Genomic DNA, 22,709 nt, shown 5'->3' with positions numbered 1-22,709 from the left:
CGTCGGGCAGCTCGCTGCCCATCGCGCCGGCCGCGAAGCAGGTGAGGCCGAGGTGCCCGCCCGGGACGAGGGCGCGGTCGAGCAGCGCGAGGTAGCTGATCCGGCGGCGCGGCGGCAGGTGGTGCAGGCAGCCGGAGTCGTAGATCAGGTCGTACCGCCCGGTGATCGTGAACGCGTCGCGGCACTTGAAGTCGACCGCGACACCGGCCTCGTGAGCACGGTCCGTGGCCCAGCCGATGGCCGCCGCGGAGATATCCACGGCGTCGACCTGAAAGCCTGACCGCGCAAGGTAGATCGCGTTGCGTCCTAGAATCGTCCACAGTAGACGGACTGATCGCGGCCGAGGTCCGCCCCGCACTCACCGGCGACGAGCACACCGGCGTCACGGACCCGGTTCTCCGCTACGACGGAAACCGTTGGCATGCCTGGGTTTGCTGCCACCTCCTGGACATCCCCGGAGCCGAGGACCGGATGGCCACCGGCTACGCCACCTGCACCGATAGTCTACAGTGGACCTGGCACGGCACCGTCCTCACCGGCCTCGCCCACCCCACCGGCGGCCACCGCCTCTACTACGAAGCCCGCCTCCCCGGCGAAAGCCACGAGCTCCGCACCGAGCTCGTCTAACTCGGGTCGGGAAGAAGGACCAACTTGCCGTGGGCGCGGGACTGCAGGATCTGGCGGTGGGCCTGGGCGGCGTCACGGAGCGGGAGCTCGGTGCCGACGACGAGGTCGATGACGCCGTCGGACAGCTTCTTGGAGACGGCGGCGAGAGCAGCGGTGGTTTCGGCCGGGGTGGCGTTCCAGAGCGCGGTACCCAGGATCGTGGCTTCTTTGAGCATGGTGAGACGGGGCGTGAACGGGAGCTCTCCCCGGCTGCCGACGACGACGATACGGCCGCGCATGGCTAACACGCCCAGGTCGCTTTCCAAATTCTCGTTGGCCAGCATTTCGACGATGACCGACACACCTTGGCCGTCGGTGAGGTGGCGGACCTCGTCGAGGTGGTCGGGCGAGTTGTGGTCGACTACGTGGTCGGCGCCGGCGGCGCGGACGAGGTCGGCGCCGGCCGTGGAGCCGGCGGTGCCGATGACGATGGCTCCGGCGTCGTGGGCGAGTTGGACCGCGGGGAGGCCGACGCCGCCGCTGGCGCCGTGGATGAGCATGGTTTCGCCGGGTTGGAGATCGGCCTTCTGGAACAGGGCGCGCCACGCGGTGACGCACGGAACGCCCGCGGCCGCGCCCTGGCTGTAGGACAGGGACGGCGGAACCGGGTGCACGGTGCCGGCGTCGGCCACCACGAACTCCGCGTAGGTGCCGGTCGACGCCGGGCCGAGGGCGCTGACCAGGACCCGGTCACCCGGCGCGAGTCCGGTCACGCCGGGGCCCACCGCGTCCACCTCGCCCGCGCCGTCGAAGCCCGGGGTGTACGGCAGGTTCGGTTTGTAGAACGCATAGGTGCCGGTTCGGACGTAGGTGTCCGCGGGGTTGACGCCGACGGCCCGCATCCGCACCCGCACCTGCCCGGCGGCCGGCTCCGGCACGGGCAGGGACACGTACTCCAGCACGTCCTCCGAGCCGAACTCGCGCACCCGGATCCCGTACACGCCGGTCAGTCCCGCTGGGCGCGGGCGTGATCCAGCAGCGTCTTGCGCGGTGGGGTGAACACGTCCACCTGGGTGCAGCCCACCTCCAGGGTCCGCGCGCCGTGTGGGACCCAGGACGGGATCACCGCGACGTCACCGGGCCGCATCAGCCTGGTCTCCCCGTCGATGACGAACTCGAGCTCGCCGTCGAGCACGATGACGACCTGCTCCTCCTCGTGGACGTGCACCGGCGCTTCCGTGTGCGGGGCGTACGTCACGAAGTTCGTCATCACGTTGTCGCCGAGCACGGGCCGGAACTCGAGCCCGGGCACGAACTCGACCGCGTCGATGTCGTTGACCGTGACGAACCGGCCGGGTCCGGTCGGCACCCCGCGTGCCTCGGTGCTGAAGTGCGTCTCGCTGTCGGTCACTGCTTCCTCCAATGGGGTCATCCGCGGATCGCGAGCGCCAGCCGGCGCAGGCCCTCGTCGATGTCGGGTTCGCTGATGCGGCTGAACGACAGCCTCAGGTATTCGTGCTCCACGCGCTCGGCGAAGAAGCTCGCGCCCGGGACGAACGCGACGTCGCGTTCCCGCGCGGACAGGGCCAGTTCGGTGGTGTCCACCCCGGGCACGTGCAACCAGGTGAAGAACCCGCCGGTCGGTTCGGTCCAGGTGACGCCGGCCGGCATGTGCGCGCGCAGCGAGCGCACGGTCGCCTCGCCGCGGCGGCGGTACAGGGCGCGCTCGCGGACCAGCTGGGCGTCGAACAGACCGTCGCGGATGAACTCCTCCACCATGCGCTGCCCGAGCGCGCCGGCGCACTGGTCGGAGTTCTGCTTGGCGACGGCCATCTGGGCGATCACCTCGGCCGGGCCCGCCGCCCAGCCGAGCCGGACCCCGGGGAAGATCGTCTTGGAGAAGGTGCCGATCTGCACGGTGATCTCCGGGTCCATCGCCCACAGGCTGGGCAGGCGGGACCCGTCGAAGCTGAGCTCGCGGTAGGCGACGTCCTCGACGATCAGCACGCCGTGCTGCCGGCACAACCGGACCAGCGCTTCCCGGCGGGCGAGGGATTGCGTGCGGCCGCTGGGGTTCTGGTGCTCGGGGATCGTGTAGAGGAGCTTGGGCCGCGGGCCCGCGGTCAGCATCGCGGCGAAGGCGTCGACGTCCAGGCCGTCCTCGTCCATCGGCACGCCCCGCACGGTGGTGCCGAACGCGCCGAACCCCGACACCGCGCCGAGGTAGCTGGGCTCCTCCACGACCACCGCGTCCGCCGGGTCGAGCAGGCTCTTGGCCAGCAGGGTGATGGCGTCGATGCCGCCGCTGGTCACCATCAGCTCACCGGGCCCGGGGCGGCGCCCCTCCCGCTGCCGGAGCAGCTCGCCGAACGTGTCCCGGGTGCTGGCGATCCCCTCACTGGGCGCGTACTGCAGGGCGACCTGGACGTCGCCGGTCAGCAGCCGGTCGACGATCGGCGCCAGCGAGTCGGTGGGGAACACCTCCGGATCCGGGAACCCGCCGGTAAAGTTGATCACTCCGGACGCGTTCGCCAGCGCGAGAATCCCCCCGATCACGCTGTTCTGGCCTTCGGTGCGCCGAGCCAGCCGGCTGCTCCAGTCGATCCGTTCGGCGGTTTCGCTCATGAACTCATCTTGCGGCATATCGTCACCGCATGGGACACGAAGTGTGGGCCGCCGGCGACGCGTACGAGGCCTACGTGGGCAGGTGGAGTCGCCGCGTGGCGGAGGAGTTCGTGCGCTGGCTCGACGTGCCCGCGGGCCGGCGGTGGCTGGATGTGGGTTGTGGCACCGGGGCGCTGACGGCGACCGTGCTGGCCGCCGCGGACCCCAGCGAGATCATCGGCGTGGACCCGTCCGAGCAGTTCCTGGCCACCGCGGCCGGCCGGATCACCGACGCCAGGGCGGGCTTCCGAGCCGGCGACGCACGGTGGCTGCCACTGCCCGATCACCACGTCGACGTCGTGGTCAGCGGCCTGGCGCTCAACTTCGTGCCCGAGCCGGCCCGGGCCGCGGCCGAGCTCGCCCGGGTCACCAGGCCGGGTGGGGTGGCCGCCGCCTATGTCTGGGACTACGCCGGCGGAATGGCGATGATGCGGTACTTCTGGGACGCCGCAACCGAACTCGACTCCGCGGCCGCCGAACTGGACGAGGGGCCTCGGTTTCCGGTGTGCCGGCCGGAGGCGCTGCGCCAACTGTGGGTTGATGCCGGCCTGGACCCGGTCACGGTGCGGCCCATCGACATCCCCACCGTGTTCGCCGATTTCGACGACTACTGGACGCCGTTCCTCGGCGGCCAGGGCCCGGCGCCCGGCTATGCGATGTCCCTGGTCGAGGAGCGGCGCCAGGCCCTGCGCGAACTGCTGCGTGACCGCCTGCCGGCCGGCCCTGACGGGTCCATCCCGCTCACCGCCAGGGCCTGGGCCGTCAGGGGAGATCGCGAGGCGTGAGGGTGAGCGCGTCGACGTCGGGAAGTTCCACGAACCCGTCGCCGGTGCGCGTGGCGCCACCGACGGCGAGCATCGTTCCGTCCGGTTGTACGGCGCAGTCAAGGGACACCCGGGACACGGGCAGCAGGACATCGAGCAGGGCCCAGCGGCCGGTGGTCAGGTCGAGCACCTCGGTGGTGCGCCTGACGTCCACGAGGCCGCTGTCGTCGAAGATCGCCCCACCGACGGCGGCCAGGACCGGCCGGTTCCCGTTCCGGGTTTCGACCACGCACGGCAGGACCCGGGACTCGTGCATCGGGTTGATCGCGCGCCAGGTGTCGGATCTGGGGTCGTAGCGTTCCACGGTGGCCAGCGAGGGCCCTTCGGTACGGCCACCCACGGCGTAGAGAAATCCGCCCGCCGCCACCAGCCGGAACCGCGACCGAGCGGTGTGCATCGGGGCGACCGGTCGCCAGGTGTTCCTGGCCGGGTTGTAGGCGATCACCGATGCGGTGCTGCGGGACTCGCCACCGTCTACCGGGACGATGCCGCCGGCGACGTAGAGCAGGCCGTTCAGTGCCGCTGCCCCGGCCGCGGCGCGGGGTTGGGGAATCGGCAGGCCCGTCGTCCAGCTGCCAGATCTCGTGTCGAACGTCTCCACGACCGGCAGAATGTCGTCGTCGGCGCTGAAGCCGCCCACCGCGTACACCCGGCCGCCCAGCACGGCCGTGGCCAGGTTGGCCCGCGCGGTCGGCAACGGCGGTGCGGGCTGCCACGAGCCGCGGCCGGCCAGTTCCCGGGTTTCGACGGCATCGAAGGTCTGGGGGGTGCCATCGAAACCGCCCATGGCGAAGATCTGTCCGTTCACCGTGACCACGCCCAGCCCCGCACGAGCGTGCTGCATCGGCGGCTGTGGCGTCCACCGACGGGGTCCGGTCTCCTCTCCGGCAGCCATGGGTGCGGGCAGGGCGGTCAGGAGCGCGAGGGCGATGGTGCCCAATGTCAGTATCCGAGTCATGGGCGGAAGCCTCACGCCTCGATAACGGGTCGCGATATTCGCTTTAAGGCGTATTTGTGGCTGGGAGGGAGCGCCCGATGTACGAAACGCTCACCGAACATGATCTTCGCACGTTGATGTCGGTGGTGGAGAACGGGCGGCGCGACGAACCCACCGAGGGCCTTCCCTGGGCAGTGTTGGACGGGCTGGCCGGCCTGGTTGCCTGTGATCAGGTCAACTTCAACGAGGTCGACCTGACCCACCGCCGCGTGCTGCTGGGTCAATGGTTCGAATGCGGCGAACACGGCATCGAACTCGGCTCCACCGGCATCCCCGAAGCCTGGTGGCACAGCGTCACATCATTCCTACCGTGCAATTATGCCGAGCGCACCGGAGACTACGCCTCAGCGGTCCGCTGGTCGGACTTCTACACACAGACCGAACTACGCAACACGAGCTTCTACGCCGATTTCCACGGGCGGCATGGAAGCGTTCACGGCCTGCATGCCGCCTTCCCCACCGCCCCAGGCCATTTCCGCAAGGTCTCATTCTGGCGCCTGACCGGCTCCGATTTCACCGAACGGGACCGCCTCGTGGTCCAACTCCTCAAACCACACCTCTACGAGGTCTATGTCGAGTCCCAACGACGCCGCCGCGCCGTCCCCCGACTCAGCCCGCGTGAACAGGAAGTTCTCGAGCTCGCCGACCAGGGCCTCAGCAATACCGGCATCGCCCGCCAGCTTTACATCTCCGTCGCCACCGTCCGCAAACACCTCGAACACATCTACGACCGCACCGGAGCCCGCACCCGCGCCGCCGCGGCCGCACTCGCCTTACCCCACCGCAACCGCATCGTCCCTCCTTTCGACCCGGAGGCCGCCCTCGGCTGAACCGCCGCGAGTCAGCCTTCCGACCGCGTGGCGTCGTTGTACTGGTCGTGCCAGGTCCACCACGCGTACGGCTTGGTCTGGGGATAGCCCTCGGGCGAGTCCTCCCATTCCTCCTGCCGCCCGAGCGCGGTGATGTCGAGGTAGGCCCAGGTGCCCCCCATCGCCTCGTCGCCCCGGTTGTTGATGAAGTAGGTACGGAACACCCGGTCGCCGTCGCGGAAGAACGCATTCGTGCCGTGCCATTCGTCCACGCCGAAATCGACGTCGAACTCGTCGGTGATGGTGTACCAGGGCATCGACCAGCCCATCCGGGCCTTGACGCGCTCGATGTCCGGCTGCGGCGCGCGCGAGGCGAAGGCGAGCGTGGTGTCGCGGGCGTTCAGATGGGCGACGTGGGCGACCTGGTCGGCCATCATGGAGCAGCCGATACACGCGTGGTTGGGCCAGCCGTGCACACCGGGCTCGAAGAAGGCGCGGTAGACGATCAGCTGGCGGCGGCCCTCGAACAGGTCGAGCAGGCTCGCCTTGCCGCCGGGTCCGTCGAACAGGTATTCCTTCTCCACCGCCAGCCACGGCATCCGCCGGCGCTCCGCGGCCAGCGCGTCCCGGGCGCGGGTCAACTCCTTCTCCTTCACCAGCAACTGCTGGCGCGCGGTCTCCCATTCCTCAGCAGTGACGATCGCGGGAGTCTTCATGATGGTGTTCACCCTTCTGTCATGTGGATTCGGCGGCCCGGTCGAGGTGGTCCTTCAACGCGTCGAGCGGGCCGTCCCAGTCGCGGGCCAGCGCGGCCAGGAACTGTTGCGCCACTTGCATGGGGGCGGAGCGCAGCCGGTACCGCACCCGGCGCCGCTCCCCCGGTTCGGCCGTCACCAGGCCCGCCTCGGCCAGCAACGCCAGGTGTTTGGCGATCGCCTGCCGCGTGATCGGCAGCCGATCGGCCAGGTCCGTGGCCGTGGCCGGCCCCCCGGAAGCCAGCGCGGCCAGGATCCCCCGCCGGGTCGGGTCGGCCAAGGCGACGAAGACCTGCTCGGCGACCGCCTCGACGTCAGGCGGCATCGAGGTATTCGACCAATTCCCCCAGCTCACTGGCCCAACCTTTGACATTGCCGGCGAATACCGTGCGGTATACGTCGTCCGGCAACTGAGCGAAGCCGGACTCGACCACGGTCAGCCGCGTGCCCGCGGCGACCGGTTCGAGCGTGAACTCGACATACGTGCGGCGCGGATCATCCTCGGGCAGCCCTTGGATGTGCCACGTGAACCCGAAAACCGCCGGCTCCTCGACACGTTCGATACGCATGTCCGCCGTGTGCCCGTTGGTCCACGTCATCTGCGCCGATCCGCCCGGGCGCAGGTCGATCTTCGCCTCGTTGCCGAACCATGTGCCCAGACCCTCGGCCGTGGTGAGCGCCGCCCACACCTTGCGCGGCGCATGGGCGACCTCCACGGTCCGCTCGATGCGATCGGGAAAAGCCATCACTGCCTCCAACGAGTAGCAATCGGTTAGTTGCAATACTATGGCCACCGGATGGTTGCGTCAACAAGCCTGCTCGAGCGGCCGCTCGCCCTCGGGGAGGCGAACGACCATCCCCTCGCGCGGGCGCAACCGGAGCCAGACGAGGACCACGCTGGCCAGCGTCACGACCACGTTCACCCCCAGCGCGAGGTGGATGCCGGTCAACCGCACGCTCTGCGTCGCGGCGACCGCGCTCAGGATCGGGATCCCGACGGTGATGGCGACCTGCTGGGTCATCGAGGTCAGGCCCGTGGCCAGGCCCTGCTCCTCGTTCGGCACACCCGAGGTCCCGGTCACCGTGAACGCGACGATCGCGGCCACATGCCCGAAGAACCCGATGAACAGCGCCGGGATCAGCACCGCCAGCGCCACCCGGTCGGCGCCGAGGAACACCAGCGGAAGGGTCGCCAGACCCTGCACGGACAGGCCCACGGCCAGGACCGTGCGGCCGCCGAAGCGCCCGATCAAGCGCCCGGCGATCACCCCGGCGGCCACCGCCGCCAGGCCCGGGATGCCGAAGACCAGGCCGGGTGGCCAGCGGGGACAGACCGAGGTCCTGCTGCAGGTAGAGCGTCATCAAGAAGATCATCGCGGGCTCCATGGTGAAGATCACGAGCCCGGCGTAGTTCCCCCACTTCACCGTGGGCCGCTTGAGGATGCGCACCGGGGCCAGGGGTGCCGGCGAGCGCAGCTCGATCATCCAGAACGCGGCCAGCAGCAGCACCCCGACGACCGCGAAGGGGACGTTCCGCTCGATGACCGCGTAGATCACGGCCAGCAGACCACCGGTCACGGTCACCGCTCCGGGCAGGTCCAGCTTCACCCGCTCGGGCACCCGGCTTTCGCTGATCACGAATGGGGTGACCAGCAGAATCACCACGGCGACCGGGACGTTGATGAAGAAGGCGGCCCGCCAGCCCAGCAGGCTGACCAGGGCGCCACCGACCAGCGCGCCGACGGTGAAGCCACCGGAGAGCAGGGCGCCGTTGAAGCCGAGGACGCGGTCGCGCGTCGCGCCCTCCGCGAAGGTGGTGGTGAGCAGCGACAGCGCCGCGGGAATCGTCATCGCGGTGGCCAGGCCCTGCAGCACCCGGGCGGCCAGGAGCAGCTCGGGGCTGGCCGCGACGCCCCCGAGCAGCGAGGCCCCGGTCAGCAGGACCATGCCGGAGAGGAACAGCCTGCGCCGGCCGAACAGGTCTGCCAGCCGGCCGAACAGCAGGGTGAAACCGGCGGCGGGCAGCGCGTAGGCCGAGGTGATCCAGGCGAGCCCGGTCAACCCCAACCCGACGCCCGCCCCAACCTCCGGCAGCGCCACGTTCAAGATCGAGAAGTCGACCGCCAGCATGAACCCGGCGCCGAGCAGCACCAGCAGAATCACCCGTTGCCGCCCACTGAAGCGCGGCGGCGAGGTGGTGTCGATCGCGGCAGGAAATCCCATGACAGCCTCCGATGAGTAGCAACCGGTCAGTTGCTACATTATTGCAACTGACTGGTTGCGTCAAACCGTGCTGCCCGAGAGCCGGCCTCAGGCTGGTGGTTTCAGAATCCGATGGCTTCGCGGAGCAGCAGGACGGTTCCGCGCCCTGGGTGGGGTTCCGCGTTGAGGACGAGCAGGCGGTTGATGGCGCTGGGCTGCCCGTAGACCACCTGGGCACGGGCGGTTTCCAGTGGGAGGGCGTGGTCTTCGACGCGGCGCAGCGCGGTGGCCAGGTCGGGTACCACCTTCTGCGCCCCGACGACCCAGATCGCGTGGGCGGCGCCGCCGGCGTACGCGGGCAGTTGGCTTCCGCTGGCCGAGGCGACCACGAGGGAACCGGTTTCGGTGAGCGCGGCGACGCTGCCCACGACGACGTCGGGGCTGGCAAGATCCCGCCGGATGTCGTCGGCGCGGGTGACCCGGTCCATGGCCAGCAGGCGTGGCCTGACGGCCTGGTAGCGCCCGCTGGTGTTGATGTCCGCATCGATGCCGGACAGGCGGAGGGTCTCGCTGGCCGCGGTCAACACGCTCGCGCCCTCGGGTATCAGATCCGTGATGCGGGCACGCGCGGCGGCGGCATCGTCAAGGATCTCGACGGTGAAATTGTGCGCCGTCAGCGCGGTGGCCGCCCGTTCCAGGCGCTGCGCGGGTGCCGGATCGGTGAACTGTGTCGTCGGAGTCGGGGTGGTCATCACGCCTCCTGGTCCTGGGCCACCCAGTCCACGTCGGGTGAGCCCGGCAGCGGAGTGGTGTCGAAGTACCTGACCTCGTAGACGCGTTCGGTGAACTTCCAGCCGTCCGGGGTGCGCCGGTAGCGGTCGTGGAACAGGGCATAGTTGAGCACCGACGTGCCGTCGCGCAGCAGCCCGAGTTCTTGGATGTAGGCCCGGCCGGACGCGGTGTCGCCGTCGAGTTCGATCGCGCCCGGGTGGGTGGTTTGCACGAAGTACTTCCACTCGTCCGCCAGCCGCTCGACCCCGGCGCGGATCTGCTCCCGGCCGGCCTGCTCGACGTTGGCGTCAGGGATCCGGTACACGGCATCGTGGGTGAACAGCGCCGCGAAGCGGTCGTAGTCGCGCATCATCGCCGCATCCGTGAACTCCGCGCGCAGCGCCTCGATCTCGACGCGGTCGACAATGGCCTGCGGATCGCTCATCGGTTTCCTCCTTGTCCCCCGGATGGCTGGTTCTTCTCGCCGTACGACGACACAACCGCCCGAAATGTCATGGGGACGCTGTACAAGGGCGCCATGAGGCTGAACGAGCTGCTGGATCGCGATCTGCTGGACGAGATGCTCGCCGGCGGCTACGTGCGCACGCAGTTCCACCCGACGCTCCCACTCCAGATCTTCAACTACGCCGAGAAGGCCCGGTACGAGCGCGTATGGAACCAGGTCACCAGGGCGTGCCGGGGCTTGATCGTCGACACGGTTTCCGGTGAGATCGTCGCCCGGCCATTCCCGAAGTTCTTCAACCACGGCGAGCCGGCGGCCGAAGGGCTCGACACCTCCGGTCCGGTATGCGTGACCGACAAGCTGGACGGGTCGCTGGGCATCCTCTACCCGAGCGGTTCTGGCCGGTTCGCGATCGCCACCCGAGGCTCGTTCATCAGCGACCAGGCCGCGCACGCCACCGAGCTGTGGGCGCGGGATTACGCATCCGCGTGGACACCGCGCGCGGGCCTGACCTACCTGTTCGAGATCATCTATCCGGACAACCGGATCGTCGTCGACTACGGAACCCTGGATGACCTGGTGTTGCTCGCCGTGGTGAGCACCGAGGCCGGCCGGACCCTGCCGCACTCCGCTCACGGATGGCCCGGCACGCTCGTACGGCGTTTTCCCTACGAGTCACTGACCGAGGCCCTGTCTGCGCCCCCGCGGCCGGGAGCGGAGGGACTCGTCGTTCACTTCCCGACCGCCGACCAGCGCCTCAAGATCAAGCAGGACGACTACGTGGCGCTCCACCGGATGATCACCGGACTCACCGCCCGGCGGCTCTGGGAGCGTTGCGCCGTGCACGCCACGCTCACGGCGCACCCGGACATGCCGGTCAAGCGCGCCGCCCAGGCGTTGCGGATGAGCGTCGACGAGGTACGGGGAATCCGGGCAGCCGGCCCCGATTGGCTGGAGGAGATCCGCCGGATGGCCCCGGAAGAGTTCCTGGAGTGGATCGACGGCACCGTGACCGGCCTGACCGAGCAGGCCGAGGAGGTCCGGGCGATCGCCGAGAAGGAGGCCCTCAGCCTGCGTGACCGGTCGCGCCGGGACGCCGCCCTGGCGATCCAGGACCACCCCCACCGGAGCCTGATCTTCGCCGCCCTGGACGGCAAACCGATCACGGCCCAGGCCTGGGCCGCGGCGTACCCCGACCACGAGAATCCCTTCCGACCGCGCACCGAGGACGCGGCCTGAATTCCCGGTGGGAAGGCAACGTCACGTTCACTCCCGCCAAGGAAACTAGCTCACGGAAAGGTCGCGAACGAGGTCGTCAAGGAGTAGTTCCTCCTCGACGCGGACACCACCACGGGCCATGGCCGGAGCGAGGCCGGTGTCCCACCGAGCGGCGATCTGAGTGCCCGTGAGTGGCCGGCCGGGATGCCTGCCGACGGCCGCACGGTAGTGCACGGCGTCGAAACGCCACGGGGCAACGGGGATGCGGTCGAGGAGCACGTTGCCGATTCGCACTCCTCCCCAGTCGAAGTCGCAGTGGAAGCGCAACGTCGTGCCCGCACCGGCCAGCATCCGCAGCAGATGCAGCGCGGCGACGCTCGGTTGGCCGGACGTGCACACCAGCGGTGCGCACGCGGGCCCGAGATGGTCAGCGGCCTGCGAGACCACGACCGGGTTCTCGCAGATCGACACCACCAACCCGGTCGCGTGCGCCGCGGGGGCATCGCGGACGAGCTGACGCAGGGTCAGCACCGCCGGCTGGCCGGCGTCCCGAAGTGCGTTCAGGGCGCGACCGGTCGGGCTGCCCGGATCGCCGGGCAGGCCCAGGGTGAGCACCGTCGTGGACAGGTCGTCCCGGAGGACGCCGACCGCGGCCCACACCTCTCGCCGCCACTGTGCACCCTGCCCGTCGGGAAGTGCGGCGAGCTCGCGGGCGGCACCCAACCCGAGTGTCGCCAGTGGACGGTCGTCGTCGAGGGCGTGGGCGTCGCCGGTCGTCTCGGCCGCGAACGCGCCGAGCGGACGGCCGGGTGCCGGTAGCCGGCGCAGCACGGCGACGAGGTCGATGACGAGGGCGGCCGCGGCCTCCGGTGTGCCGGCCAGGCGGCGGATCAGCCCGGTGTTGCGCACTCGCTCGTACCACGGCGCCAGCACCGTCCGTTCGGCCGCTGTCTCGGCCAGCGGTGCGAGCGCGTTCTCCCAGGCGGATTCCACGGCCACGTTCGTGGCGACCGTGTCCACCACCGGACCGGTGAGGGCGACGATCGCGGCCGCCAGACCGTCCGGGCATGCGCCCGAGTGGCGCACCACCTCGTCGACCGCGGGAAGGGACACGGTGAGCGAGGCGCCGGGCCGCGGCGGCCGGCCGAGCAGCCGGCGCACGGCCGCCCGCTCCGCCTCGGTCGCGTCGCCGAGGGTGACCACGCCGGTGAGCGGCTCGCCTCGGGACAGCCGCCGCCGGACCCGAGCGATCAGCCAGCCGAGCTGCTCGTCCCCGAGCAGGCGCCGCAACCGCTCGTGGTCAGGTGTTGAGTGGGTCACTCCACAGGCCTTCCGGCGACTCCACTCGCTCCGGCCGCGGCTCGGCGAGCAGCACCGGCCCTCGGTCCACTTTGGACCGACTGGCGCCGTCCCATTCCCAGTTGGTCACCAGCACGGCCGCGACCTCGTCGGTTCGGGACAGCTGGGCGATGGCGAGCCCCGGCACCTCCGGGTAGCAGCCCCACTCCCGCTCGCTGGTCATCACGACGTCGAGGTCGAACGAGGCGAGCAGGCCCAGATACTTGGCCCTGGCGTTGTCGTCGACCCCGGCGAACGCCTCGTCCAGGGTGACCAGCCGCGGCGCGTGCGGGTTGCCGGCCGAGGCGTAGTGCGCTGAGGCGGCGGCGAAGAGCGGCACGCTGGCCGCCAGCACCCGCTCGCCGCCGGAGGCCGGGCCGGTCGCCGAACGCCACTGCCCGTTCTGCTGGCGCTGGATGACGAACCTGTTCCAGGAGCGGTAGTCCAGCGCCTCGGACAGGTGCTCCAGCCACGTTCCGGCGGCGTTGCGGGAGCGCACTTCGGCGATGCGCGCCTGCAGGAAACCGCCCACCGCGGCACGATCCTCGGGCGACCAGGCGTCGGCGGTCTGCCGCAGCAGCCGCTCGCGCGCTTCGGTGAGCCCAGCCGGTCCGTCCTCCCTCGGCCGCCAGAGCAGGCGCAGCTTCATGCCGGTGCTGGTCGGCCGCCCGGCCAGCTCGGAGTTCATCAGCGCCACCTGCGCCTCGGCGTCCGAGATCAGCTCCTGAAGGGTGCTGGCCACCTCGTTGACGAGGTGGTTCTCCAGTATCACCCGCTCCCGCTCGTCCAGCAGCCGGCCCCGCTCGGCCACCTCGACCTCCAGCGCCCGGGCGAGCTCCGGCACCGACGCCGGCCGCCCGTGGAAGATCACTTCCACGACGATGCCGTCCTCGAGCAGCTGGGCGGACGCGGTGTTCCCCTGGCTGGACAGGGCGTCGGTCAACGACTTCAGCTCGTCGGTCACCCGTCGCTGGACCCGCTCCCACGCCTGGTCGTCGGCCGTGACGTCGGCCAGCCGCTGATCGATCTGGCGGGCCAGCAGCACGGTGGGGTGCGGCGCCCAGTCCGCGTCCGGATCGGGCACCGCCAGATCAGGCAGCGCCACCTCCAGCAGCCCGGTCGCGGCGAACCGGCGCAGTGACTCCGCTGCCTCGGCGCGCTCCTCGGTGGCGCCGACGAGGTTCTCGGTCAGCTCCTTCCGGCGCCCCTCGGCCTCTCCCCGCCCGGTCGCCGCGACGATCCGCTGCTTGTCCACGACCTTGGCGGCATTTCGGTTGGCTGCCATGGACTTCACCAGCTCATCCAGCCGGCGCTCCAGCTCGGCCACCGCCGCGCCCACCGTCGCTTCCACGGTGGCGTGACGTTCGGCGGCGATGTCGGCGGCGCTCTCCGCCTCCGCGGCGCGTTCCGCCCGCTCCCGCAGCTCCTCCTCCGCGCCGGCCAGCTCCTCCGCCGCCTCGGAGTCGGCCCGCTGCGCCTCCGCGACCACGTGCCATGCCGGCCACAGCCCGGCGAGCGCCGTGCGGTAGGCCACCAAGGCGTCCCGCACCAGGCTCAGCTCCTCCCGCGCGCTGGGCAGACGCAACTCGGCCGCGGCGGAGAGGAGTGCATCCCGCGCCGCCCCGGCCTCTTCGGTCAGCCGCGCCAGCGCATCCTGGGCGGCGCCAACGCGTTCGTCGAGCCGGCGGGTCTCCTCGGCCAGTGCGCGCACGGCGGCATGAGCCTCCCGCAGCGGGGTGTCGTCGGGCATCCCGGCCAGCTCAGCGGCCAGGACGTCACGACGCCGTGCCAGGTGGGCACGTGCCTCGGCGATCGCGGCCAGCTCGGATTCCACTGTGGACAGTTCGGCGCGCAGCCCGGCCAGCCGGACCCGCCGGGCGGCCTCCCGTGCGCCGGCGCCGATGTACTCGGCGGTTGCCTTGTGCCAGGCGCCGTCCAGCACACCCAGCCGGAACCGGCCGTCGGCCGCCACCCAGGCTTCGCCATTGCCCGCGCCCAGGCCGATCGACGCCAGCACGGCCGCGATGACGTCGTCGGTGATCGCGGCGGCATGCGGGTCGTCCCGGTCGACCGCGGGTCGCAGCACGGTGCCGAGATGCCGTGCGGCGGGCCGGGCCGGGAGCAGGACCACGTCGTCCATACCAGGAGCGAGCAGCACTCCGTCCGGGTTGACCCAGGCGTCCAGAATGCCCGCGGCTTCGAGCGCGGCCTCCAGCCCTGCCCGGTCCCCCGCGGGCACGTCCCCGGCGAAGTCCACGAGCTGCCACAGTGGCGCTCCGGGCCGGCCGGTCCGCGCCGCGACATCCCGGGTGTACGCGGGCGGCGGCGCGGTGTCCTCGCCGGATTCCAGCCGGGCGATCTCGCCGGTCAGCTCGGCCACTCGGGCAAGTCCGGTGGACTCCCGCTGATCAAGACCGGCTTCAGTCCTGGCGAACGCCTCGGCAGCCGTCCGCCCGGCGACCTCGGCGGACGCCCGACCCGGGTTGGCTCCGTCCAGCGTCTCGACCCAAAGCTCCAGCGCGGCAACGGTCTCCGCCAGATCGGGCACACGCAGCTCGATCGCTGCGGCGAAGTGTTCCCGGGCAGCGGTCACGTGCTGCCGCCCCCGGTCCACCACCGACTGCTCCGCCGCGACCCGGCGGTCCGCCAGCTCGGCCACCTGGGCGGAGAGCTCCTCGACGCGCTGACGCGCCTCGGAGACCCGCCCGCGCGTCCGCTCATCGGCGTCGATCAGACCACCGACGTACCCGATCGCGCGCCCACGCCGGTCGACGATCTGGTCCGCGGCCGCCCGCAGGACCGCCACGGCATCGGCATCCCTCGTGTCCAGGCGGTTCTCGATCCGCTCCCGGTGCTCGTCACCGACGCCCACCGCGGCCGCGGCGTCCGCAGTGGACGATCGGGCGGCATCCGCCGACCGCTCGGCACCGGCCAGGCGCTCCCCTGCGGCACGTCGCTTTCCTTGGCGCTCCAGCAGCGTCCGCTGCGCCCTGCCGCGGTCCCCGCGAGCCCGCTCCGCCTCACCGGCGAGCCGCCCGGCCGTCTCGGCAGCCTCGTGCAACGCCCGCGCGTCCCGCATCTCGGGGCTCTTGCGCAGCTCATCCTCCCTGGCACGCAGGCGCTCGCGCTCACCGTCCAGTTCGGACAGTCGCTGCTCGGCGGCGGACAACGCGGCCTCCGCGGCTTCGTGCGCGGCGTTGGCCGCGTTCAGCTCGGCGTTGACCTTCTCGTACGCCGACTGCGCGCGGCGCGGCCGTTCGGCCCGGCGGCGGGCGGCGATTCGCGCATACCGCCGGTAGTGCCCGAGGAACGACTGCGCGGCCTCGCTCGCCTGCCGCATCACGCCCAAGTCGTCCCGGTCCTCCGCCAAGCTGCGGAACGCCTCCGCCACATCGGCGATCACAGCCTGGTCCAGCGGTGGCAGCGCCTCGGTCAGCGCATCCGACAGCGCCTTCTCACTGGGCCGCTTGGACAGTTGCGGCTGGCGGAGCTGGATGAGCAGGTCCACCAGCGCGCCGTAGCGCTGTTCGCCGAGCCCGAACAGCGCCTCGTCCACGGCCCGCCGGTACGCCCGGGCCTTGTCGTAGACCGTGCCGCGGCCGCGGAGGGCCTCGTCGAGCCGGTCCCGGGTCAGCGCGGTGCCGGTCGCGTCGACCAGCTCCAGCTCCAGACCCACCCGCAGGTCGGTGAGGAAGTACCAGTGCCGGGCGATTCCCTTGCCGGACACGGCTTTCAGCCCGCAGCCCAGGGTGCGGAACTCGGCGTGCCCGTCCTCGGCGACGCGGCCGAACTCCAGCCAGGTGTAGCCGAGCCGCTCGGGGTGTGGGTGCGCCCCGGCGAGCAGCAGGTTCCACTCCATCCGCTTCTTCGGGTCGGCGTCCGGCTCGACCCGGTGCGCGGACAGGTCGCCGTCGAGCAGGAACGGCAGCGTCAGTGCGAGCACCTTGGACTTGCCGGTCCCGTTGTTGCCGCGCAGCAGCAGCCGGCCGTCGCGGAACCAGAACTCCTCGGCGTCGTAGTAGAACAGGTCGACGAGCCCCGCCCGCAGCGGCTGCCACCGGCCGCGGCCAGGCTCAGGCAGCGGTCGTGTCATGAGTCCGGTCCCTTCGATTCGCGGATCACCGGTTCGGTCACCGCGTAGCGGGCCAGCGCCGGCCGGCCGGCGATGGAGCCGCCTTCCCGCCGGATCAACCGCAGCGCCTCCAACCTGGTCAGGGCGTGCGCGGTCAGCTCGATCTCGGCGCCGGGCTCCTTGGCGGCGTTCCGCCAGTAGGACCGGTGCTGATCGGCGAACGACCGGACCTGCGCGTGCAGCTCCGCCTCGCCCACCGGCTCCCCGTCGCGCGCCGCCAGGAACTCCGCCACCAGCAACGTGACGTGCCCGTCGGTCCCGCTGTCCGGCATCCGGACGTCGGTCAGGTCGTCGTGGGGATCGACCATCGCGATGCCCTCGGCCCGTACCTCGGCGACCAGGCCGGTCAGCTCGGTGATCCGCGCCGTGATCGCGGCGCGCTGGCTGGTCAGGTAGGCCAGCTCGGCGTCGTCCAGCTCGTCGTAACCGAGCACCGGCGCGTCGAGCAGAGCGCGGGTGAGGCGGTGGCGAAGCATCCGGTTCCTCAGGTCGTCGGTGGTCGGCTCCAGCTCGCGGGTGACCGCGGCCAACCGCGCCTCGAACTCCCGATCATCCACAGTGGACGGACCACGCGGAGTCGCGAGCAGCGTGGCGAGCACCCGGCGCTCGACGTCGTACAGCACGTCGCCGCCGTCCTTGACGAACGACTCCTCGTCGCCGGCCACCCGGGACAGCACGCCCAGGTCGAGCAGCAGCCGCACGACCGCGACAAGGTCGCCGCGCTCCTCACGGTTGTCCAACGTGAACACGACACCGGCGCCGGCCAGGTCGGGGTCGGCCGCGGCGAGGACGACCTGCTCGGCCAGCCGGCCGAGGGTGACCTGCGCGTCGGCCCGCTCGAGGGCGGCGAGGGCCAGGCAGGTCAGCACGTAGCGGCGCCGGCCGAACGGCATCCGGGTGCGCACGTCCCGAGCGGGATACGTGTGATCGCCGGTATCCGCGGCGACCTTCACCAGCCTGGCCACCTCGCTGTCCACCACCAGCCGCCAACCGGTGTTGCGATCGAACCAGGCTCGCAGATCGCCGATGTGCTTGCGCACCAACGTGAACTCGTCGGCGTCCGGCCCGGCGGCGCGCAGCAGCGGGCGCCGCAGCAGCGCCCGCGCGGCCCGCCGGGTCTCCTCGACCCGGGTCGCGTCCAGCGCCTCGGACAGACCCATCAGGCGATGTCCTCCAACTCGGGAATGTTGGCCATGGTCGCGGGTCGCCTCAGCTGCCGGGTCACCGGACCACTCCTCGGGCAGACCGTGTTCCACCGGGGGCAAGCCCCCAGACCCCAGTTCCTCGGGCCCACCTCGTCGCGGTAGGCCAACTCCCTCGCCCCGCATTCCGCACGCTTCATGCGGTCTGCTCCCGCGCCGGCTCGGCGGTCAGATCGATGATCTCCACCAGCTGGTCGGGGCCGCGGAACACACCGTGCGGCGTGTGGATCTCAACCGGCTCCGCATTGTCCACAATGGACAGACGAATCTCCATGCTGCCGTCCGTGGTGGTCGTGCTGACACCGCGCTGCCCCGGCCGGCGCGCGGCGAGCGCCTCCCCGAGCAACGTGAGGAACAGCCGGAACGCGGCCGGATCGAGCGGCCCCAGGTCGCCGAGCCTGGTCGGCCTGGACGTGGTCAGCGCCGCCCGCGCCGCCGCGGTCTCGCTGGCCTCCCGCGCTGCCAGCTCGGCTAAGTGCCGGCGCGCCTCGGACCGGTCGATCACCCGGTTCGGCTTCCCGCGGCGCTCATAGCTGCCGGTCTTGCGCAGCCGCGGGCTGATCCGCAGCGGCGGCGCCTGCGCCCACGGCGTGCTCGGCGCGACCGGGTGATCCTCCCGCTCGGCAAGCGTGTCCTCGTCGACGGTGAGATGCCGCGCCGAGGACAGCCCGAACACCGACCGCCACAGCCGGTGCATCGCCGCGTCGTCCGGCGCCTGGGCGAACCAGACCGCCAGGGTCCGGAAGTCCGCCGACCGGTCCGAGCGGCCCGCCCGCCGCTCGTTCAGCGCGCTGACCACCTGCAACAGCTGCGGGATCGCCGCGCGTGCCTGCGACCGCAGCAGCTTGGCCTGGCTCGGATGGTGCGGCTCGCTCACGAACCACGCCCGGAACCCGTCCCAGCGCTCCCGCCAGAGCACCGCCAGCCGTTGGAACTCCCGCTCGCGCGGATCGTCGCCACCGTCCGCGCCGGGCGCGGCATCAGCCGCCTCCCTCCGCGCCGCGTGATCCAGCAACCGCGCCACGCCGCCCCGCTCGACCGAGTCGATCAATGCCGCGATCTCCGACCCCGTGGTGAGCAGATCGGCGATGAACCGCTCGAGGTAGTCGATCAACCGGTCCTTGTACGCCAGGAACGCGTCCACCTCGGCGTCGTGCAGGTCGATCGACCGCTGCAGCGAACCCATGAACGCCTGCGCGTTGCCGGCGAGATCGGTGAACCGGTCCACCAGCCCACGCAGCAGCAGGTGCACCTTGGCCACGTCCGGCACCGGCTGCTCGGCCAGCCCCAGCAGGGCACGGAGCTGGGTGGCGATGTCGGCCAGCGCCACCGCCTGCAGCGCACCCCGCCGCCCGAGCGCCTCGTCGTAGGCGGCCAGCGCCTCCTCGGCCGCCTCCCCATGCCGGGTGAGCTGGTACAGGTAACGCGCCCGGTGGAAGTCCTCGACCGTCGTCACCCGGCTGGTGTCCGGATCGGCCCGCAGGTTCCCCCACTCCTCCAGGCTGGCCAGCGCCGAGCTGATCTCCGCAAGCTCCGGCGCCGACTCGTGCCGCCTGATCAGCGCCTCGTGCACGTCCTCGGGCCGCAGGTGCACCGCGAACCGCCGCTTGGCCTGTACGAAGGTGCCCATCACGGCGCGGTACAACCCGGCGTTGGATCCATGCAGGTGCGCGAACGGGCGAGGGCCCTCAACGACCACGTGCTGCTCTCCTCACGACGTCGATCGGCACGAGGGTACGGCCATCCGCCGACACTCCGGCGCATCACTCGATCGTGTCGCCGCCGGGTCGGCCCGGCGGTGCACCGATCGCATCGACGCAACCATCGGCGTCAGGCGTTGATCGCGTCGCGTTCGAGGGTCAGGTCGGCGCGGTCGGCGGCGGCGCGGCCGGCGCGCCACCCGGCGCCGTTGGTGACCGACACCGAGCGCTGCACGGTGTGGCTGAACATCGCCGCGAAGGTCTCCTCGACCACCCGGGACCGCTTGGCCAGCACCGGAAGCAGCCGCGCGTCCTCGGTCGGGTCATGGGCGCGCACCGCGGCCTCGTCCAGGCGCTCACCGATCCGGGTGGCGTAGGCGACGAGGAAGGACTGCCGGAACGACCTGGTTCGCGACGCCCCGGCCCGGGTGATCTGACTGCCCTCGGCGACCATCGCCCGGGTGGCCTGCACCAGCAGGGACAACGTCAGCAACTCGGTGATCTCCAGGTCCATCCCCTCACCGATCAACGCGACGAACCCGAGCTTGGGATAGAACACCGACCGGCACCGGTTGGCCTGGGCGATCGCCGCCACCAGGTGGGATTTAGCCTCCACGTACGGGTTGTCCAGCCACAGCCGGGTCGAGGTCGCCGTCTGCCGCCGGTCAGCTTCGGCGTCGAGCAACGCGCGCTCAAAGGCGTGCCGGTTCATCAGCTCCTGCGCCTTGGCCGACAGGGCCTCGGCCTCCTCGGGGTATTCGGTGGACTCGGCCTTGGCCAGCAGACCCCGCACCCTGTCCAGGATCTTCCCGTCGACCCTGGACACCGGCGCCGACGAGCCCCGGGCGGCCGTGCCGGGTGGCGCGACGATGCGCGGCAGCTCGGGAAGGGTCACCAGCACGGCCAGCAACTCGACCGTGACGAGCAATGCCCGCTCGAGATCGGCACCGTGGCGCTCGGCCCACTGCGACAGGTGGGGCCGGCCGCGATCCCACCAGACCGTGGCGTCGAGTTGCCGGACCTGCGCCGCCCACCGCTCGTCGACGGCCGATCCGTACCGCGCCGAGTCCTCGGCGATCACGTCGACCAGCAGGCCGGTCGGCGCGGCGTCGGCCCGCCGCCGGGTGATCTCCCACGCGTCCACGGGCAGCCACCCGGCCTGCCAGAGCCGGTGGGCCACCTCGGTCAGGGCGATACCGGCCCCGGTGGCGACGGCTCGCGGCTGGCCGGCGAAGCGGCCAGAGGTCAGTTCCGCCGCGCGGGCCGCGGCGGCGGTGGAATCGCCGTAGGCATCGTCCCGCGCCGCCGCCAGCAGCGTGTTGGCCACCAGCTCGGGCGCCGGGACCGGGTGCGGGGTCCAGAAGTCGTCCGGCCCGCCGCACGTGCAGCCCGGCCCGTGCGAACCGGAGAAGCCGGAGCGGGGCGGAGTGGGACCACGCCGCTGCCGGTCGCGCCTGCGCTCCGCCCGCTTCTCCCGGTTTCGCCTGCTCATCGCCGCCCCTCCAGCCGCCTCGATCAGGCCGAGGCCGCGTGCGCCATCGGAGGTGTGCCGGCACCGTCGCCGGCGAGTCGCTTGTGGACACCGCGCCGGCCGAGAGCGGTCAGGCGCACCCGGAGCCCGTCGGGTGGAGACACCGCCCACGGCGCCATACCGACTGCCCGGGCCGCCGGGGCAAGGCCCGGAGCAGGCCCGCCGGCCGACACCTCGACCTCGACCGCCCCGTGCTCGGCCAGCAGCGATAGACCGCGGAGGACCAACGACCCGGCGAGGGCGGTGAGCATCGTGCTGTCGCGAGCCGGAACTGCCTCGGCTCGTTCGGTTGCCACGGCGTCCATGAGCACTCCGACCTCGACGAGCTCCTCGTCGGGATGGTCGGTGTACAGCGTGCCGAGGAAGCGCGGCAGCCATGGCCGTGCCCAGTCCCGCAGCCGCTCCTGCTCGGGTGTCACCGTGTCGCCTTGCGGGTGGACCAACTCGTCGAAGACCTCATCCCAGAATTCCAGAGCCTGCCCCGGCGGACACTCGTGGCGCAGCGCGGCATGGACGGCGGGCAACGTGTCGCCCGGGATCACGCGGGCGCGGCACAGGGACAGCACGTCGAGCTCGAGCGCCAGGTCCCACAGCGTCGCCAGCGCCGGCGCGTCCCGCAGCCGCCGGGCGCCGAGGTCGGGAACCCCGGCCGCGGCCGCGGCCGCCGTGACGTCCTTGCCGGGCAACTCGCCACGCCGGTCCACCGGGCGGCCCCCCGCTCCGACCCACCCGGCGAGCGCGGACAGCCGGCACAGCAGCTCGCTGCCGGCCACCGCGGCGGCCAGCTCGGCCTCCCCCGGCAACCGCGCCTCAGGAACCGTGGCATCGGCGCAGCCACAGTCACACTCCACCGTGTCCGGCCACACCAGGCCCTTGTCCGGTGGTACCCCTGGCTTGAGAACCGCCACCTGCCCGCCGTGCACGAGCAGGTGCCCGGTGGCATAGCGCGGGTCCTGGTCCATCAGCTCGCCGAGAACCCGCCGGCGGGCGGGCGCGTCCCGCGCGCTGAACCGCTCTGCCCACCGGTCCACCTCGGCCGGGTCGGCGTCGTCGCCCAGGCCGTCGGCGAGCATGGCCGTGAGGACCCGCTTGGCCAGCCGGTACTGGGAGGAATCGGCCATCGCCGCGCCGAATCTGCCCGCGGCCCGGTCCAACTCCTTGCGCAGCGTGGCGACCCTTGTGCTGCCGGGATGCAACCGCCCGCTGGTGTCCAGGAACTCGAGGAACTCCCGGACGATGCGCACGCCGTGCTCGGCCAGGCCCCACGCGTCGACCTGCCGCGGCGGCAGGTGATCGATCAGCAGCCGGTGCAGGTCACCGCTTCGCCACAGCGTCGGATCGGGCCGGCCCAGGTAGTCCTCCCGGCCCTGCAGCATGATCCCGATCCGGTCCCGCCACACCTGCACCGCCTCGGCACCCGCCGGCAGTGTCCCCCGGGATGCCGACCACCGCTCGAACGCGTCCACGACGCGCCGTCTCGCCCGTAATGACACCCGC

Annotated in this window: 22 protein-coding genes and 1 pseudogene; 5 read left to right on the top strand and 18 right to left on the bottom strand. The window is 71.6% G+C overall.

Annotated features, from left to right (window positions below):
* A partial coding sequence (locus VGR06_RS37215; RefSeq protein ID WP_327563911.1) for a class I SAM-dependent methyltransferase occupies positions 1 to 259 on the bottom strand: 259 nt, incomplete at its 3' end.
* 212 nt (positions 260 to 471) lie between these two features.
* On the opposite strand from VGR06_RS37215, the gene VGR06_RS37210 reads away from it, so the two are divergent.
* Positions 472 to 627 (top strand): hypothetical protein, encoded by a 156-nt coding sequence (locus tag VGR06_RS37210; RefSeq protein ID WP_327563910.1) that lies wholly within the window; start codon positions 472 to 474, stop codon positions 625 to 627.
* Here the strand turns inward: VGR06_RS37210 and VGR06_RS37205 are convergent.
* From VGR06_RS37205 to VGR06_RS37195, 3 genes are read right to left on the bottom strand one after another with little or no spacing between them, the layout of a single operon-like run.
* Entirely contained in the window at positions 624 to 1,607 is a 984-nt protein-coding gene (locus tag VGR06_RS37205) for an NADPH:quinone reductase (protein ID WP_327563909.1), read from the bottom strand. The two genes, VGR06_RS37210 and VGR06_RS37205, sit on opposite strands and share 4 nt — an antisense overlap.
* Before the next feature lie 5 nt (positions 1,608 to 1,612).
* The gene (locus VGR06_RS37200) at positions 1,613 to 2,017 is read right to left on the bottom strand and encodes a cupin domain-containing protein (RefSeq protein ID WP_327563908.1); all 405 of its coding nucleotides are present in this window, start codon (positions 2,015 to 2,017) and stop codon (positions 1,613 to 1,615) included.
* Positions 2,018 to 2,034: 17 nt separating this feature from the next.
* Entirely contained in the window at positions 2,035 to 3,231 is a 1,197-nt protein-coding gene (locus tag VGR06_RS37195; RefSeq protein ID WP_327563907.1) for a PLP-dependent aminotransferase family protein, read from the bottom strand.
* A 29-nt stretch (positions 3,232 to 3,260) separates the two neighbouring features.
* Here VGR06_RS37195 and VGR06_RS37190 point away from each other — a divergent pair, with 29 nt between their 5' ends.
* Positions 3,261 to 4,055: a class I SAM-dependent methyltransferase gene (locus tag VGR06_RS37190; RefSeq protein ID WP_327563906.1), complete on the top strand. Its 795-nt coding sequence runs from the start codon at positions 3,261 to 3,263 to the stop codon at positions 4,053 to 4,055.
* Here VGR06_RS37190 and VGR06_RS37185 read toward each other — a convergent pair.
* Positions 4,033 to 5,052, bottom strand: coding sequence for a Kelch repeat-containing protein (locus tag VGR06_RS37185; protein ID WP_327563905.1), 1,020 nt, complete (start codon positions 5,050 to 5,052; stop codon positions 4,033 to 4,035). The two genes, VGR06_RS37190 and VGR06_RS37185, sit on opposite strands and share 23 nt — an antisense overlap.
* A 116-nt stretch (positions 5,053 to 5,168) precedes the next feature.
* Here VGR06_RS37185 and VGR06_RS37180 point away from each other — a divergent pair, with 116 nt between their 5' ends.
* The gene (locus VGR06_RS37180) at positions 5,169 to 5,921 is read left to right on the top strand and encodes a helix-turn-helix transcriptional regulator (protein WP_327563904.1); all 753 of its coding nucleotides are present in this window, start codon (positions 5,169 to 5,171) and stop codon (positions 5,919 to 5,921) included.
* Between the two features lie 11 nt (positions 5,922 to 5,932).
* Here the strand turns inward: VGR06_RS37180 and VGR06_RS37175 are convergent, their stop codons facing one another.
* The 5 genes and pseudogenes from VGR06_RS37175 to VGR06_RS44175 all read right to left on the bottom strand — a co-directional run.
* Positions 5,933 to 6,616: a DUF899 domain-containing protein gene (locus VGR06_RS37175; protein ID WP_327563903.1), complete on the bottom strand. Its 684-nt coding sequence runs from the start codon at positions 6,614 to 6,616 to the stop codon at positions 5,933 to 5,935.
* Between the two features lie 19 nt (positions 6,617 to 6,635).
* Positions 6,636 to 6,980, bottom strand: a complete 345-nt coding sequence (locus VGR06_RS37170; protein ID WP_327563902.1) for a metalloregulator ArsR/SmtB family transcription factor — start codon at positions 6,978 to 6,980, stop codon at positions 6,636 to 6,638.
* Positions 6,970 to 7,401: an SRPBCC domain-containing protein gene (locus VGR06_RS37165; RefSeq protein ID WP_327563901.1), complete on the bottom strand. Its 432-nt coding sequence runs from the start codon at positions 7,399 to 7,401 to the stop codon at positions 6,970 to 6,972. The genes VGR06_RS37170 and VGR06_RS37165 overlap by 11 nt, the downstream gene beginning before the upstream one ends.
* 60 nt (positions 7,402 to 7,461) lie before the next feature.
* On the bottom strand, positions 7,462 to 7,923 hold the full coding sequence (locus tag VGR06_RS37160; protein ID WP_327563917.1) for an MFS transporter: 462 nt from the start codon (positions 7,921 to 7,923) through the stop codon (positions 7,462 to 7,464).
* Positions 7,924 to 8,350: 427 nt separating this feature from the next.
* Positions 8,351 to 8,785: pseudogene (locus VGR06_RS44175) on the bottom strand (MFS transporter); the annotation flags it as partial.
* Between VGR06_RS44175 and VGR06_RS37150 the strand changes: the two are divergent.
* The gene (locus VGR06_RS37150; protein ID WP_327563899.1) at positions 8,694 to 8,897 is read left to right on the top strand and encodes a hypothetical protein; all 204 of its coding nucleotides are present in this window, start codon (positions 8,694 to 8,696) and stop codon (positions 8,895 to 8,897) included. The pseudogene VGR06_RS44175 and the gene VGR06_RS37150 sit on opposite strands and share 92 nt — an antisense overlap.
* An 82-nt stretch (positions 8,898 to 8,979) precedes the next feature.
* Here the strand turns inward: VGR06_RS37150 and VGR06_RS37145 are convergent, their stop codons facing one another.
* Positions 8,980 to 9,609 (bottom strand): LUD domain-containing protein, encoded by a 630-nt coding sequence (locus VGR06_RS37145; RefSeq protein WP_327563898.1) that lies wholly within the window; start codon positions 9,607 to 9,609, stop codon positions 8,980 to 8,982.
* Entirely contained in the window at positions 9,609 to 10,073 is a 465-nt protein-coding gene (locus VGR06_RS37140) for a nuclear transport factor 2 family protein (RefSeq protein WP_327563897.1), read from the bottom strand. Before VGR06_RS37140 ends, VGR06_RS37145 begins: the two co-directional genes overlap by 1 nt.
* 93 nt (positions 10,074 to 10,166) lie before the next feature.
* On the opposite strand from VGR06_RS37140, the gene VGR06_RS37135 reads away from it, so the two are divergent.
* Positions 10,167 to 11,330 carry an RNA ligase gene (locus VGR06_RS37135; RefSeq protein ID WP_327563896.1) on the top strand — a complete coding sequence of 388 codons (1,164 nt, stop codon included), beginning with the start codon at positions 10,167 to 10,169 and terminating at the stop codon, positions 11,328 to 11,330.
* Positions 11,331 to 11,375: 45 nt separating this feature from the next.
* Here VGR06_RS37135 and VGR06_RS37130 read toward each other — a convergent pair whose 3' ends face one another.
* The 6 genes from VGR06_RS37130 to VGR06_RS37105 form a co-directional block, all read right to left on the bottom strand.
* Entirely contained in the window at positions 11,376 to 12,599 is a 1,224-nt protein-coding gene (locus VGR06_RS37130; RefSeq protein WP_327563895.1) for a TIGR02679 family protein, read from the bottom strand.
* Between the two features lie 10 nt (positions 12,600 to 12,609).
* The gene (locus VGR06_RS37125) at positions 12,610 to 16,740 is read right to left on the bottom strand and encodes a TIGR02680 family protein (protein ID WP_327563894.1); all 4,131 of its coding nucleotides are present in this window, start codon (positions 16,738 to 16,740) and stop codon (positions 12,610 to 12,612) included.
* Positions 16,737 to 17,939 (bottom strand): TIGR02678 family protein, encoded by a 1,203-nt coding sequence (locus VGR06_RS37120; protein WP_327563893.1) that lies wholly within the window; start codon positions 17,937 to 17,939, stop codon positions 16,737 to 16,739. Before VGR06_RS37120 ends, VGR06_RS37125 begins: the two co-directional genes overlap by 4 nt.
* Positions 17,940 to 18,117: 178 nt before the next feature.
* Positions 18,118 to 19,680 carry a TIGR02677 family protein gene (locus VGR06_RS37115; RefSeq protein ID WP_327563892.1) on the bottom strand — a complete coding sequence of 521 codons (1,563 nt, stop codon included), beginning with the start codon at positions 19,678 to 19,680 and terminating at the stop codon, positions 18,118 to 18,120.
* Positions 19,681 to 19,811: 131 nt separating this feature from the next.
* Positions 19,812 to 21,173: a DUF2786 domain-containing protein gene (locus VGR06_RS37110; RefSeq protein WP_327563891.1), complete on the bottom strand. Its 1,362-nt coding sequence runs from the start codon at positions 21,171 to 21,173 to the stop codon at positions 19,812 to 19,814.
* 23 nt (positions 21,174 to 21,196) lie between these two features.
* Positions 21,197 to 22,678 (bottom strand): hypothetical protein, encoded by a 1,482-nt coding sequence (locus VGR06_RS37105; RefSeq protein WP_327563890.1) that lies wholly within the window; start codon positions 22,676 to 22,678, stop codon positions 21,197 to 21,199.
* Between the last annotated feature and the right edge of the window lie 31 nt (positions 22,679 to 22,709).

It is taken from the genome of Actinophytocola sp. (assembly GCF_036002505.1).
Lineage (GTDB): Bacteria > Actinomycetota > Actinomycetes > Mycobacteriales > Pseudonocardiaceae > DASYTH01.
Note: the sequence above shows the minus strand (reverse complement) of the source record. Positions and strands in the feature narration are given on the sequence as shown.

What these genes read in the sequence shown, in the direction of transcription:
- VGR06_RS37210 (WP_327563910.1), top strand. Translation starts at nt 472, where the DNA reads ATGGCCACCGGCTACGCCACCTGCACCGATAGTCTACAGTGGACCTGG.
- VGR06_RS37195 (WP_327563907.1), bottom strand. Translation starts at nt 3,231, where the DNA reads ATGAGCGAAACCGCCGAACGGATCGACTGGAGCAGCCGGCTGGCTCGG.
- VGR06_RS37190 (WP_327563906.1), top strand. Translation starts at nt 3,261, where the DNA reads ATGGGACACGAAGTGTGGGCCGCCGGCGACGCGTACGAGGCCTACGTG.
- VGR06_RS37185 (WP_327563905.1), bottom strand. Translation starts at nt 5,052, where the DNA reads ATGACTCGGATACTGACATTGGGCACCATCGCCCTCGCGCTCCTGACC.
- VGR06_RS37180 (WP_327563904.1), top strand. Translation starts at nt 5,169, where the DNA reads ATGTCGGTGGTGGAGAACGGGCGGCGCGACGAACCCACCGAGGGCCTT.
- VGR06_RS37175 (WP_327563903.1), bottom strand. Translation starts at nt 6,616, where the DNA reads ATGAAGACTCCCGCGATCGTCACTGCTGAGGAATGGGAGACCGCGCGC.
- VGR06_RS37170 (WP_327563902.1), bottom strand. Translation starts at nt 6,980, where the DNA reads ATGCCGCCTGACGTCGAGGCGGTCGCCGAGCAGGTCTTCGTCGCCTTG.
- VGR06_RS37165 (WP_327563901.1), bottom strand. Translation starts at nt 7,401, where the DNA reads ATGGCTTTTCCCGATCGCATCGAGCGGACCGTGGAGGTCGCCCATGCG.
- VGR06_RS37145 (WP_327563898.1), bottom strand. Translation starts at nt 9,609, where the DNA reads ATGACCACCCCGACTCCGACGACACAGTTCACCGATCCGGCACCCGCG.
- VGR06_RS37140 (WP_327563897.1), bottom strand. Translation starts at nt 10,073, where the DNA reads ATGAGCGATCCGCAGGCCATTGTCGACCGCGTCGAGATCGAGGCGCTG.
- VGR06_RS37135 (WP_327563896.1), top strand. Translation starts at nt 10,167, where the DNA reads ATGAGGCTGAACGAGCTGCTGGATCGCGATCTGCTGGACGAGATGCTC.
- VGR06_RS37125 (WP_327563894.1), bottom strand. Translation starts at nt 16,740, where the DNA reads ATGACACGACCGCTGCCTGAGCCTGGCCGCGGCCGGTGGCAGCCGCTG.
- VGR06_RS37120 (WP_327563893.1), bottom strand. Translation starts at nt 17,939, where the DNA reads ATGGGTCTGTCCGAGGCGCTGGACGCGACCCGGGTCGAGGAGACCCGG.
- VGR06_RS37110 (WP_327563891.1), bottom strand. Translation starts at nt 21,173, where the DNA reads ATGAGCAGGCGAAACCGGGAGAAGCGGGCGGAGCGCAGGCGCGACCGG.